Genomic DNA, 11,880 nt, shown 5'->3' on the forward strand with positions numbered 1-11,880 from the left:
GCTCAGGCCACCGACTGGGTGCGGGCAAGGTCAGCGAAGATCGACCCGGGTCGCTCGAGCAGCCCCGCCGGCGGTCCGCTCTCGACGATCCGACCCCCCTCGAGGACGGCAACGCGGTCGGCGTTGCGGACAGTGGCGAGCCGGTGGGCGATGATGAATGCGGTGCGCCCGGCGAGGAGTCGCTCGAGGCCCGCCATGACCCGACGCTCGGTGAGCGAGTCCATGCTCGAGGTGGGCTCGTCGAGGATGACGATCGGCGCGTCCTTGAGCAGGGCTCGAGCGATGCCGACGCACTGCTTCTCGCCACCGGACAGCGAGCCGCCGCGTTCGCTGACCACCGTGGCGTAGCCGTCCGGGAGGCGAGCTGCGATAGCGTCAACGCCGGCCGCTCGACCTGCCGCTTCGATCTCAGCGGTGCTGGCCTCGGGTCGACCGTAGACGATGTTCTCGGCCAGGCTGGCCCGGAAGATGAGGCTGTCCTGGAGCACCAGCGAGACGCTCGCTCGCAGCGAGGCGAGCGTGTACGTGCGCACATCGCGGCCGTCGATGAGGACCGCCCCCGAGGAGGGATCGTAGAAACGCGGCAGCAGCGAGACCAGGGTGCTCTTGCCTGCTCCGGTGGCGCCGACCAGGGCGACCACCTCGCCGGGCCACGCCTCCAGGGTGACCTGCTGGAGGATGGGAGGACCCTCCGGGTAGCAGAAGCTGACCGCCTCGAAGCGCACGTGGCCCGACGTCGAGCGCAGCTGGCGTGCGCTGGGGTGTTCGGCGACAGACGGCATCTGCGCGAAGGTGTCGAGGAGGCGGCCGGCGGCCGCCGACGCCTTGCCGACAGCGTAGGAGAGCTTGGCGAGCTGGCGGGCGGGCGCTTGGGTGCTGCGCAGGTAGCCGAGGAAGACGAGCAGCTCGCCGGGGGTGATGGCCCGCTGGATGACGAGGACCGAGCCATACAGGGTGACCGCCACCGCGGCGACACCGGTGATCACCCGCACCATTGGTCCCAGCCGGGACTGGAGGGCCGCCGCCTTCAGGCTCGCCTGCAGGCTTTTGGTGCTCTCCGCGGCGGCGCGCTGGCTCTCGTGCTCCTCGCGCCCGAAGGACTGGACCAGCTTGATCGCCGAGAGCGCCTCCTGGAGCACCGAGCTGACCCGACCCTCCTGGCGCCGCGCGGTGCGCAAGGCAACCCGCATGCGCACCGTCGTCCGCTGCGCGAGTAGCAGCATTGGCAGGGTGAAGAACGCGACCACCGCAGCCAGCCGCCAGTTGAGCCAGAACATCACCCCGAGCGCGGAGACCAAGGTCAGGATGTTGGTGATCAGGCTGGAGAATCCGACCGCGGCCAGGTCCTGCAACGCCTGGACGTCGCCGCTCAAGCGGGCCAACAGATCGCCCACCTGGGTGTCCCGGTGCTGGTGGAATGACATCGAGAGCCGCTGCAGGTGGGCGAAGAGGCCGCGGCGAAGGTCGTACACGGCGCGCAGCGCGGCGATGTCGGTGGCCCGGTCGTCGATGTAGGTGAAGATCGCCGAGAACACCGAGATGGCCATCGCCAGGGCGCTGAGCAGGATCAGCAGCCTGATGGCGTTGCCGTTGAGGACGGTGCGCAGCACCAGGCTGCCCGCGGCGTTGTGGGTGAAGAGGACGGAGTCGACGATGTACTTGAGGGGCCACGGACTGAGCACCGCGGTGGCCACCTCGCCGACCATCGCGGCCGCCGCGAGGATCAACCACTTGCGTTGTGGACGGAGCCGCGGCCACAGCGCGCGGACCACCAGCTTCATGGTGCGGCGCTGGCGGGCGCGGTGGCCGGGATCCGGTCGCCGCTGGCCGCGGCGATCACCGCGCTGATCGACCGTGCGGCGCTCGTCCACGAATGACCCGAGCCCGCCACTCTCGCCGCCGCACCGAGTTGAGCGCGCCGGCGCGGGTCGGCAAGAAGACCGTCGAGGGCGCCGGCCAGTCCGGCCACATCGCCAGCCTCATAGGCGACGCCGGCGGCGCCGATCGTTCCGGGCATGTCTCCGATGGCCGGGTAGACGATGGGCAAGCCCGCGGCGAGATACTCGTACACCTTGAGGGGCCCGAAGTAGAAGTCGGGGCTGGGCCGGAACGGCGCGACGGCGATGTCGAAGCAGCCCAGCACCGCGGGGATCCGATCGTGGCCGACCGCCCCCACCAGATGCACCCGCCCACCGAGGCCTTCGTCGGTGATCCGGCGGCGCAAGGCACCCGTCTCTGGTCCCTGGCCGACCATCACCAGGTGCGCGCGCGGGTGGCGATTGGCGATGGCCGCAAAAGCAGACACCAGGTCGTCGACGCCGTGCCAGGGCTTCATGCTGCCCACGAAGCCGATGACCATGCTTCCTGCGGGCAGACCGAGGTCGACCGGCGGCGGATTGGCGAAGCCCTCGAGGCGCACCCCGTTGGGGACACATGTGACTGGAACTGCAGGGGCAACCGCGTGGACGTACTGCGCGAGTTGGCGCTGGACGACGACGACCGCATCGGTCGTGGTGAAAATCTCACGCTCGCGCGCCAGCCAGGCGGCGACGTCGTCGAGGCAGCGGTAGCGCGCCGCTTCGAGGACCAGTGGGGCATTGACCTCCAGAACGTGCGGAATGCCCAGTACGGCCGTCGCGCTGCGTGCCGCGCCGCTCTCCAGTGCGTAGCGCTCGAGCACGGCCTCGGCACCGAACGTCTCGAGGAGGTCGCGCACGGCCTCGGGATCGGCCATGATGGGTGGATCGACCTGCTCGAGTCGCTGCACGTCCGGCGCCGGATTGCCGTCGCCGACTCGCGCGCAGAGCACCATCACCCGGTGCCCGATCGCCTGGAGCGCGGCGGTGACCTCGCGGACGTGGACCGACGCGCCCTTGTGCCCCAGGACGGGGATGCCGCGATCTGCACAGACGTAGGCGATCCTCATATCGCGGACAACTCGTCTCGGGAGCGCGCCACCGGCCCGTCGATCACGAGGCCAGAGCGGGGCGGTAGGACAAGGCCTCGGTCACCGCGTTGGCCGCCCCGTCGAGGCCGCTCAGATCGAATCCGGCCCCAACGGCCGCGCGGATCTCGGCGCGGGGGACAGCCGATCGGCGCAGCAACGCCGCCCGCAGTGTCGACGGGGTCAGCCGGTCGGGATGGAGCATCGCCACCGCGCCGCGCTCGGCGAAACGGCTGGCTCGGATCAGCTGCTCGACGCGCGGTCGAATGCGCGGGATCACGACCGCCGGGACCGCCGCAGCCAGCAGTTCGCACATGGTGTTGTACCCCGCCATCGAGACCACCACGTCAGCGCTCGCAAGCTGGGCGGGAAGGTCGGGAATGAAGCGGCGAACCGCGACATCGAGGCGCCGCGCGTACGCGGTGAGCGGGACCAGTTCGTCTTCGCCGAGGAATGGACCCGCCACAAGCAGGCCCTTCCACTCGTGGCCCATCGTCTCCAGCGCACCGAGAAAGGCCCAGGCGACATGGGCCGCGTCCTTGCCGCCGCCCACCGTGCACACCGCCCGCCGTCGGTCAGGGCTGGGCCAGGGCAATGCGCTGCCGTCGGGCCGCTCCCGTCCCGGTGGGTCGGTCAGGAAGCCGGTGAAGGTGACCTTGTCGGCCACCGAGTCGGGAAGCTGGTACTCGGCAACCGCGTCATAGACGCGTGGGTCGCCATAGATGAGCACGCGGTCGTAACGCTCAGCGATGGCGCGATGGTGACCTTTGCGGCGCCATTCTTCCCGGACCACCTCGGGGTTATCCAGGATGTCTCGGAGTCCGAGGATCACGGTAGCGTCGGGACGGCGTGCGCGCAGCGCATCGAGAGCCGCAACCAGCTCACTGTCGACACCAAGTGGATAGCGATCGACCAGCACTACGTCCGGTGCGAACAGGCGAACCGCGGACTCGAGGATGCCGGAGCGCAGTGCCGAGACCTCGCCGGAGCCGAGCCGCAGCCCGTCAGCGACGTAGCGCTCGTTGGCCAGCTTGGTCACCGACGGCAGCTTGAGGTAGTCCACGTTCTCGGGGAACTCGAAGTAGTGCGCGATGCGCGATCCGGTGGCGGCAAGGATCGATGCGTCCGGAAAGCGCTCGACCAGCCGGGTGCTGAGCCGCAGGTTGCGGCGCAGGTGGCCGATGCCGTAGCCGTCGTGCGAGTACGTGAGCACGCGCAAGTGACGTGTCGAGTCGGCCGGCTTCACTTCGGTCACGCCGCCGCCGCCGACAGTGTCGATGCCACCCAGTCGAGATGGGCGCGCAACCCGTCGTCCAGGGACACCCGAGGTCGCCAGCCAAGCTCGCGACGGGCCCGGCTGGTGTCGGCCCATGTGTGGGTGACATCGCCCGCGGCGAATGCCTGGTGGTCGACGGTCAGCGCGGCCCCGCTGATGACTGTGACCAGCGCGAGCACAGCCTCGATGCTCGCCGGACTGCCCCCGCCGACGTTGTACACCGCTCCGCGCGGACCACCCAGGGCTCGGACCGTAGCATCGACGGCGTCCGACACGTAGGTGAAGTCGCGCGTCTGGTGGCCGTCACCGAGGACGTGCACAACCCCACCGGTGAGCGCCGCGGTGAGGAAGCGGGTGAAGGCCATGTCGGGCCGCTGGCGGGGACCGAACACCGTGAAGTAGCGCAGGCTGACGACGTCGAGTCCGTACTGCGCCACGTAGATGCGCACCAGCTGCTCGACGGCGAGCTTGGTGAGTCCGTACGGGGACATCGGCGCTAGAGGGGCGTCTTCGGACGCGGGCAGTTGGGCAGCATTGCCGTACACGGACGATGACGAGGCCAGCACTGCGGGGATACGGTTGAAGCGCAGTGCCTCGAGGAGGCGCTGTGTGGCCACGATGTTGTCCCGCGTATAGATGTCAAAGGTCTCACCCCAGCTTCCGCGCACACCGGCCTGGGCGGCGAGGTGGAAGACGCCGTCGCAGTCCCCGAGCCCTGCGCCGATGTCGGCCACAGCCAGGTCGACCTCGCGGAGAACGAAGCGGGGCGATGCTTGGGCTGCGTGCAGGTTCTCCTCCTTGCGACCGCGCTCGTAGAAGGTGGAGAAGTTGTCCACCCCCACAACCTCGTGGCCATCGCCGAGCAGACGCTCGCAGAGATGCGATCCGATGAATCCCGCTGCCCCGGTCACGAGGTACCTGCGTCGTCGCGCGGAGAGTCCATCCTGAGGTGCCGGATTCTGCTGGGCGCGCGTGCCGCCGTCGCCGACGATGTTGTCAGGACGAGACCTACGGTGATCGCCCGTTGTGAACTGAGACAAGTCGACGGCCCTCTGCGGTGAACGGAGGCCCCATGACGGGGAGGCGACGTCAGCCTCAGCGGCCGCGGTGACACGCGCATGAGCCTCAAGTGAGACTCCTCTCACCCAGGTACGCTCACAGAGCGGGGTGGCAGAAGTCCTGCCCCGATGAGGCTGTCGAGCCCCACCGGCCTGCCGGAACATCGACCACGGGCGCACGGCCGGTACCATCGAAGCGAGCAAGCGAAGGTTCGGTCGGACCGGGAGGATCGCGAAGCGGCGAAGAACGAGACGCACGGTCACCGCACGCTCGGCTGGCCTATCCTAAGGCGGCGACATCGTCGGATGCTACGGAGACTTACAACTCGATGAGATCACCAGGTGGTCGCCGACCGTACAGCGGTCGCCGCTTCGCCGCCACCATGCTCGTGGCCGCGGTGGCCATCGCGGCGGCGACTGCCAGCCTCACCATCCTGTCACAGCCCACGCGCATGGCGATGGGCGGCCCGCAGCCGATGCATTCGCGCACCGTGGGGCCGCCGGTCGGGCCGCAACCTTCCGGCGATGCGCCGCAAGCGCAGCTGCCGCAACCAGCCGCGGTCGCGGTTCCGCTGGGACCACACGTCACCGTTCCGATCCTCTACTACCACTACATCCGCGGCATCGCGCCGACGCCCCAGGATATGCTCGGCTTCCGGCTGTCGATTCCCCCGTCGCTCTTCGCCGCGCAGATGGCTTTGCTACATGTCGAGGGCGCCCACACGATCACGCTGGCAACCCTCATGGCCGCGCTCGCCGGCAAGGCCTCGCTGCCGCCCCATCCCGTCGTCCTGACCTTCGATGACGGGTACGCCGATTTCGCGACCGCCGCCGAACCGGTACTGGCGCACTACGGATTCGTGGCCACCGACTTCGTGGTCAGCGGATTCATCGGCCGGCCCCGCTACATGACCGCCGCCCAGGTGCTCGCCATGGATGCGGCCGGCATGGTGATCGGGTCACGTACGGTCCACCACACCGACCTCGTCAGGGTCTCACTCGCCGACGCGCGGATGGAGATCGACGGCGGCAAGGCCGCGCTGGAGCAGCTGCTCGGTCATCTGCTCCACCGCACCGAGATCGGCGGCGCTCCCAGCCTCGCCAGCTTCGCGGGCGACGCCGGATTGTCAGCGCCGACCCCGTCGCAGTCGGCGCTGATCGCCGTGCTCGCTGCGTAGCAGGCCGCCTCTGCCAAGATCTCTCGATAACGGGGTCAGCGAAGCGCAACGACTCGCCGGCGCTGATGGCGACCCGCGTCAGCCGAACGACGGCCCTTGGCGGTGAATGATGAGGCCGGCGTGGGGATGAGAAGACGCTCATGAAGTGCTCATTCGCGTCTCACCGAGAGCCAGCACGATGCAACAACCGCTGAGGAGTTGAGTCGGCGCGACGACGTGGTGCTCTCACCTCCACGGCGTGCTGCTGGCGCCGTGATGGACCGGACCTTCTGGGTGGGATTCGGAGGCTCGACTGTGCAACCTTCTTCCCGACGGCCCGTCCTGGGCCTCTCCGTCGCCTCTGCCGGGGCGGGGCTGCTGACCGGAGTTGCGGCTGCGGTCGGCGCGGGACCGTTCTCGGGCCTACATGCCCAGTCCACATCGCCGGCCGCCGCCCGGCTCACTCCGGTCAGTGCCAGCGTGCTGTTCCCCCGTCCGGCAGTAGGGCCGCCGGTGGTGAAGAACGTGGACGTCTACGATCACAGCGCCGCGCCGGCGCCTCCGGCAGAGGCACCACGCCCCGCGCTGAGCACCGGCGTTGTCGCCCCGGTGCTGCATTCCACCCCCTCGCAGTGTGGCGATGACGGCTGCCATAGCTCGCAGGGCGACGGAGGCGGATCCGGCGGGGACGATTGAGCATGGGTCGGCGTACTCATCCGCTTGATCGCGACCGCGCCATGCTGAGCGTCCGCCGCCGCACCGTTGGCGCGGTGGGCACAGCCGTGGGCCTGACAGGCATCTTCTCGACGGCCGCGGCAATGAGCTTCGCCGGCAATCAGAGCCCCGCGACCGCGTCGTCTCCGGCCGTCCCTCTCGAAGCGGCGCCGGTGCAGACAACCCCACCGCCGCCGCCGGTTGTCATTCGTGTGGTTCACCACCGCGACGACGGTGCCGCAGCGCCACGGCCGCCGGGGCAGGCGCCGGCGCCCGTCGGCGGGTCAGCCGCACCACCCCTTCCCCCACCGCCACCTCCGCTGTGCCACTCCACGCCGAGCCACCCGTGTTGACCGCCGACTCGTTCGCGGCCATGGGGACGATGACAACCGTCGTGGTCGACGACGAGGGGGTCCTCCCGCAGGCTCTGGCGATCGTCCAAGCCGAGATTGCCGAGATCGACCGTGTCTGCAGTCGCTTTCGCGTCGACTCAGAGTTGTCCCGGCTCAATGACTCAGGCGAGGGCGAGGCAGTCGTCCTCTCCGCGCTTCTCGAGGACGCGATCGCCGCCGCCCTCGCTGCCGCCCGTATGACCGGTGGTCTCGTCGACCCTACAGTCGGGCGGGCGCTCCACGACATTGGTTACACGGTCACATTTTCGGACGTCCCGAGCGACGGGCCGGCACTGCGCCTGACCGTCCGCCCGGTGGCGGGGTGGCAGGCGGTCGACTACGACCCGCTGGCGCACACCGTCAGCATCCCTGCTGACGTCTCGCTCGACCTTGGTGCCAGTGGGAAGGCGTGGGCAGCCGACCGCGCCGCGTCCGCAGTCGCCGAGGGATTGGGCATCAGCGTCGCGGTCGACTGCGGGGGTGACATCGCGGTTCGCGGGCCCCTCCACCCGGGCGGCTGGCCGGTGCGGGTCGGCCAGCGCATCGGCGGCGACGACTGGCAAGACGTTGTCGTCTTCGACGGTGGCCTGGCCACCTCGGGGACGGAGGCCCGGCGCTGGCGCCGTGGCGGTGTGGACATCCATCACATCATCGACCCTGCCACCGGCCTGCCGGCGCGCACACCCTGGTCGATGGTCTCGGTCGCCGCGGCCTCCTGCCTGGAGGCGAACGCCGCGGCCACAGCCGCGATCATCTTGGGCGATGCCGCCCCTGGCTGGCTCGAGGATCTCCGCCTGCCCGCTCGCCTCGTCGACAAGGACGGCTGGGTTCGCTTCGCTGGGGGATGGCGCGAGACGTGTTGAGCATGCTTGCCGCCTCGGTCACGACTGTGATGGCCGGCAGTAGCCCCAGCTGGCTCTGGTACGCCACGCGGGGCCTGGGCATGAGCACCCTGATCATCCTCACCGCCACCGTCGTGGTCGGCATCGGCGCTGCTCTGCGCTGGGAGACGCGCAGGAGCCCGCGCTTCGTCACCGCCGACCTACATCGCAATCTGAGCCTGCTCGCGGTCGTGCTGCTGGCGCTGCACATCACCACCACGCTGCTCGACCCGTTCGCCCAGATCAGTGTGCGCGACGCCGTGATTCCCACCGGCGCCGCGTACCGCCCGGTGTGGCTCGGCCTCGGTGTCGTTGCCGCCGAGATGCTAATTGCGGTGGCGGCGAGCAGCCTGCTGCGGTCCCGCGTCGGGCCCCGAACCTGGCGCGTCATCCACTGGTTGGCGTACGCGAGCTGGCCACTGGCGGTCGTCCATGGGCTCGGTACCGGATCCGACTCTCAGGCGGCATGGATGGTCGGGATCGACGCCGCCTGCGTCACCGCGGTAACCGTCGCGGTGGCGCGCCGTTTGCTGCACGGCCGTCTCTCGTCCCTGCCCATCCGGGTGGTCGGCGCCGCGGCGGCGGTTGCGTCGCTGGCGCTGGCGTCCAGCTGGGCGGTGGCCGGGCCGTTGCAGCCGGGCTGGTCGGTGCGGGCGGGCACACCGGTAGTGGTCGCGTCGAAGCCGACGACGGTGCACCCCAGGCCCGGCGGGTTCAGCCACCCTCTTGCCGGAGTGATCGTTCGCGCCAGCAGCGGTACGCAGCTGTCGATGCGCGACATGGTCGACACCGGACTCACTCTGTCGTTGCGCTCGCCGACGAGCACCGAGACCCTTCCCGTGCTCGCCCTCGCTCGAGACGGCCGGCCCATCTGCACGGTGCCCGCCACCGCGGGGACGGTGCTGTACGCCGTCTGCGGAGAGGTGCGCCTGACCATCGCTCTGTATCTCTCCGGCAGTTCGGTCCGTGGTCTGCTCACCACGTCGGGACCGCTCGGATGAGCGCTGCCCTGGCGATTCCCGCGCTCCCACTCGCACCTCCCGCCACAGCCAGCCGCCTGCTGGCCGGACCGGCATGGTCCGCGGGACACGAGCCCCTGCCTGAGCATCGCGGCCGCCTCGGTCCGCGTCCGGAAGGCGGAGAGTGGCTGCTTCGGACGCTGCGGGACAGCGGTCTCAGCGGCCGGGGCGGCGCCTGGTTCCTCACGTGGTGGAAATGGGCATTGATAGCGGAACGATCGCAAGGGCGGTCGGTGGTGGTGGCCAACGCCTCCGAGGGCGAGCCGCTCAGCGCCAAGGACCAGACACTGATGGCGCTGCGGCCGCATCTGATTCTTGACGGCGCCGTCCTGGCCGCCGAAACCGTGGGGGCGCGCGAGGTGGTCGTGTACACCGCGCGCGGTGCCCGTACAGCGCACCATGCGCTGACGCGCGCCCTCGCGGAGCGCCGTCAGGCGCGGCTGAGTGAGCCGCCGATTCGCGTCCTCCGCACCGCGCATCGCTACATCGCCGGCGAGTCGTCGGCGGTGGTGCGGCGAATCTCGGGTGGCCCGGCGAAGCCGCAGTTCGCCCCGCCGAGCCCCTCGCAGCGAGGGATCGGGGGCGAACCAACCCTGGTGCAGAACGTCGAGACCCTCGCCCATGTCGCGCTCATTGCTCGGCGGGGCAGCGCCTGGTTTCGCGAGCTGGGGACGGCCAACTCGCCGGGCAGCGCCCTGATGACCCTGAGCGGCAACGTTGCCATTCCTGGCGTCTATGAGGTCGATCTCGCCAGCGAGATCGCGGCCGTGCTACAGCTCGCGGGGGGCACCACGTCCATCCCGGGTGGGGCTCTGCTGGGAGGGTACTTCGGGACCTGGCACGCCACCGACTCGCTCTCGGATCTGCCTCTCGACACGCACGGGTTGCGCGAACGCCATGGTGCGTCGTTGGGCTGCGGCGTGCTTGCCGTGCTTCCCGAGGATGGCTGCGGGATCATCGAGACCGCGCGCATCCTCACCTACCTCGCCGGCCAGACCGCAGGTCAATGCGGTCCTTGCGTCCACGGGCTGCGGGCCATTGCCGCCACGATGACGAGGGTCGCTGCGTCTGAAGCGACCGCGGCCGACGTCGAGCGCATTCGCCAGTGGATGCGCCTCGTGGAGGGTCGCGGGGCATGCCATCACCCCGACGGGGCGGTCGGCCAACTGGAGAGCGCGCTGAAGGTCTTCGCCGACCACCTTGACGCGCATGTCGACGGACGTCGCTGCATGATCCGGCACGGCTCAGTGTTTCCCCGACCGCCACGCTCGTCACGCAGGTGGCGATAAGCTCCGTGCGGCTGCGTCGATTGCGCGTCAATCCGATTCTCTGCGACGGCGCCGGCTACTGCGCGGAGATCGTGCCCGAGTTGATCTTTCTGGACGACTGGGGCTTCCCGGTGATCGATCCGGTCCCCATCGAGGACGCGACCTGCCTGCAGCACGCCCGCAAGGCGGTGGCCACCTGTCCACGAGTTGCGTTGCTGCTCGAGGACATGGACGCCCCACGGCATTGACCACGCGCTCTCCCGCTGTTCAAGCGATGGTCGTCGGATTGCCGTTCTCTTACCGGTGGCCGGTACCGTGAGAACCGTGAATCCTTCGCATGCCGGGGTACGGATACGGTTTGCCGCCGTCGCTGCAGCGCTCGCCAGCAGCGCTGCGGCGTGCGGCGGCGAGGAACCGAGCCCGCCCGCTGCGAGCGCCAGCAGCAGCTCCCCGCCGGGAGTGGTCACGGTGGCCAAGGGACAGATCATGACCGCCAGCGACGGCGAGGCCGTGACGGTGACTAATGCCACCGCCGTCACCCCCAACGCCAACGCGACTCTGCCTGCGGGAAAGCAGTGTCTGGCAGTGAGCGTCAGCCTGAAGGACAACTCGCAGCTCGGATGGAGCACGCCGCTCGCGCAGATGACCGTGCGCGACTCGGCCGGCCAGATCTACAACTCCAACAACGGACTGGGCATCTGCCCCGTCAGTAGCTCAGGCTTCGTCGAGGGTGTTTTGGCCGGCGATCAGTCCCCCGCGCGGATGATATTTCTGGTGCCGTCGACCGGGCACCTGGTTTTCTACTGGACACCCACACACACCGGTGAGGCACTCCACCAGCCACCGGTTCTGCTCGGCGGCGCGTACCAGTCGCCGCTACGGTAGCCGACGGACCCACCTCAGCCGGCCGGCGTCGACCACCATCTGACAGCGGCTCCTCTGCGCACGCGCCGCCGACTCAAACCGAAACACCTCGCGCACCGTGGACGCCCGCGGCGGCGGCGGGCGCGAGTACATGGCAGTCAACCATGACCAGCACGACGAGTGGCAGGACGGCCGCCGCCACTTCAGCCAACAGTCCATGGCCCGCCTACTCACTCCTGAGGGGCCGCCGTTGCTCACCAACCCGCTCACGGGAGGCATCGCCGCCTAGTTCACCGACGTTGTGAGA

General features: G+C 69.6%; 11 protein-coding genes. 7 read left to right on the forward strand and 4 right to left on the reverse strand.

The genetic code is table 11. The features are described from left to right. Positions 1 to 2: 2 nt before the first annotated feature. From JF886_RS15100 to JF886_RS15115, 4 genes are read right to left on the reverse strand one after another with little or no spacing between them, the layout of a single operon-like run. Positions 3 to 1,871: an ABC transporter ATP-binding protein gene (locus JF886_RS15100; RefSeq protein WP_337313911.1), complete on the reverse strand. Its 1,869-nt coding sequence runs from the start codon at positions 1,869 to 1,871 to the stop codon at positions 3 to 5. Beyond that, a complete protein-coding gene (locus JF886_RS15105) occupies positions 1,778 to 2,926 on the reverse strand; it encodes a glycosyltransferase family 4 protein (RefSeq protein WP_337313913.1) in 1,149 nt (382 codons plus the stop codon). The genes JF886_RS15100 and JF886_RS15105 overlap by 94 nt, the downstream gene beginning before the upstream one ends. A 43-nt stretch (positions 2,927 to 2,969) precedes the next feature. Next, on the reverse strand, positions 2,970 to 4,199 hold the full coding sequence (locus tag JF886_RS15110) for a glycosyltransferase family protein (protein ID WP_337313916.1): 1,230 nt from the start codon (positions 4,197 to 4,199) through the stop codon (positions 2,970 to 2,972). Beyond that, on the reverse strand, positions 4,196 to 5,131 hold the full coding sequence (locus tag JF886_RS15115) for an NAD-dependent epimerase/dehydratase family protein (RefSeq protein ID WP_337313918.1): 936 nt from the start codon (positions 5,129 to 5,131) through the stop codon (positions 4,196 to 4,198). The genes JF886_RS15110 and JF886_RS15115 overlap by 4 nt, the downstream gene beginning before the upstream one ends. A gap of 476 nt (positions 5,132 to 5,607) precedes the next feature. Between JF886_RS15115 and JF886_RS15120 the strand changes: the two genes are divergently transcribed. The 7 genes from JF886_RS15120 (at position 5,608) to JF886_RS15150 (ending at position 11,862) form a co-directional block, all read left to right on the forward strand. Then, positions 5,608 to 6,456, forward strand: a complete 849-nt coding sequence (locus JF886_RS15120; protein ID WP_337313920.1) for a polysaccharide deacetylase family protein — start codon at positions 5,608 to 5,610, stop codon at positions 6,454 to 6,456. A gap of 1,039 nt (positions 6,457 to 7,495) precedes the next feature. After that, positions 7,496 to 8,404 carry an FAD:protein FMN transferase gene (locus JF886_RS15125; protein ID WP_337313923.1) on the forward strand — a complete coding sequence of 303 codons (909 nt, stop codon included), beginning with the start codon at positions 7,496 to 7,498 and terminating at the stop codon, positions 8,402 to 8,404. Positions 8,405 to 8,406: 2 nt separating this feature from the next. After that, positions 8,407 to 9,423, forward strand: coding sequence for a ferric reductase-like transmembrane domain-containing protein (locus JF886_RS15130; protein ID WP_337313933.1), 1,017 nt, complete (start codon positions 8,407 to 8,409; stop codon positions 9,421 to 9,423). Beyond that, positions 9,420 to 10,730 carry an NADH-ubiquinone oxidoreductase-F iron-sulfur binding region domain-containing protein gene (locus JF886_RS15135; protein ID WP_337313925.1) on the forward strand — a complete coding sequence of 437 codons (1,311 nt, stop codon included), beginning with the start codon at positions 9,420 to 9,422 and terminating at the stop codon, positions 10,728 to 10,730. The genes JF886_RS15130 and JF886_RS15135 overlap by 4 nt, the downstream gene beginning before the upstream one ends. Then, positions 10,721 to 10,957: a ferredoxin gene (locus tag JF886_RS15140; protein WP_337313927.1), complete on the forward strand. Its 237-nt coding sequence runs from the start codon at positions 10,721 to 10,723 to the stop codon at positions 10,955 to 10,957. Before JF886_RS15135 ends, JF886_RS15140 begins: the two co-directional genes overlap by 10 nt. Positions 10,958 to 11,033: 76 nt before the next feature. Then, on the forward strand, positions 11,034 to 11,594 hold the full coding sequence (locus JF886_RS15145; protein WP_337313928.1) for a hypothetical protein: 561 nt from the start codon (positions 11,034 to 11,036) through the stop codon (positions 11,592 to 11,594). A gap of 130 nt (positions 11,595 to 11,724) precedes the next feature. After that, the gene (locus tag JF886_RS15150; RefSeq protein ID WP_337313931.1) at positions 11,725 to 11,862 is read left to right on the forward strand and encodes a hypothetical protein; all 138 of its coding nucleotides are present in this window, start codon (positions 11,725 to 11,727) and stop codon (positions 11,860 to 11,862) included. Positions 11,863 to 11,880 lie beyond the last annotated feature (18 nt).

Source organism: Candidatus Aeolococcus gillhamiae (assembly GCF_016464765.1).
Classification (GTDB): Bacteria; Chloroflexota; Dormibacteria; order Aeolococcales; family Aeolococcaceae; genus Aeolococcus; species Aeolococcus gillhamiae.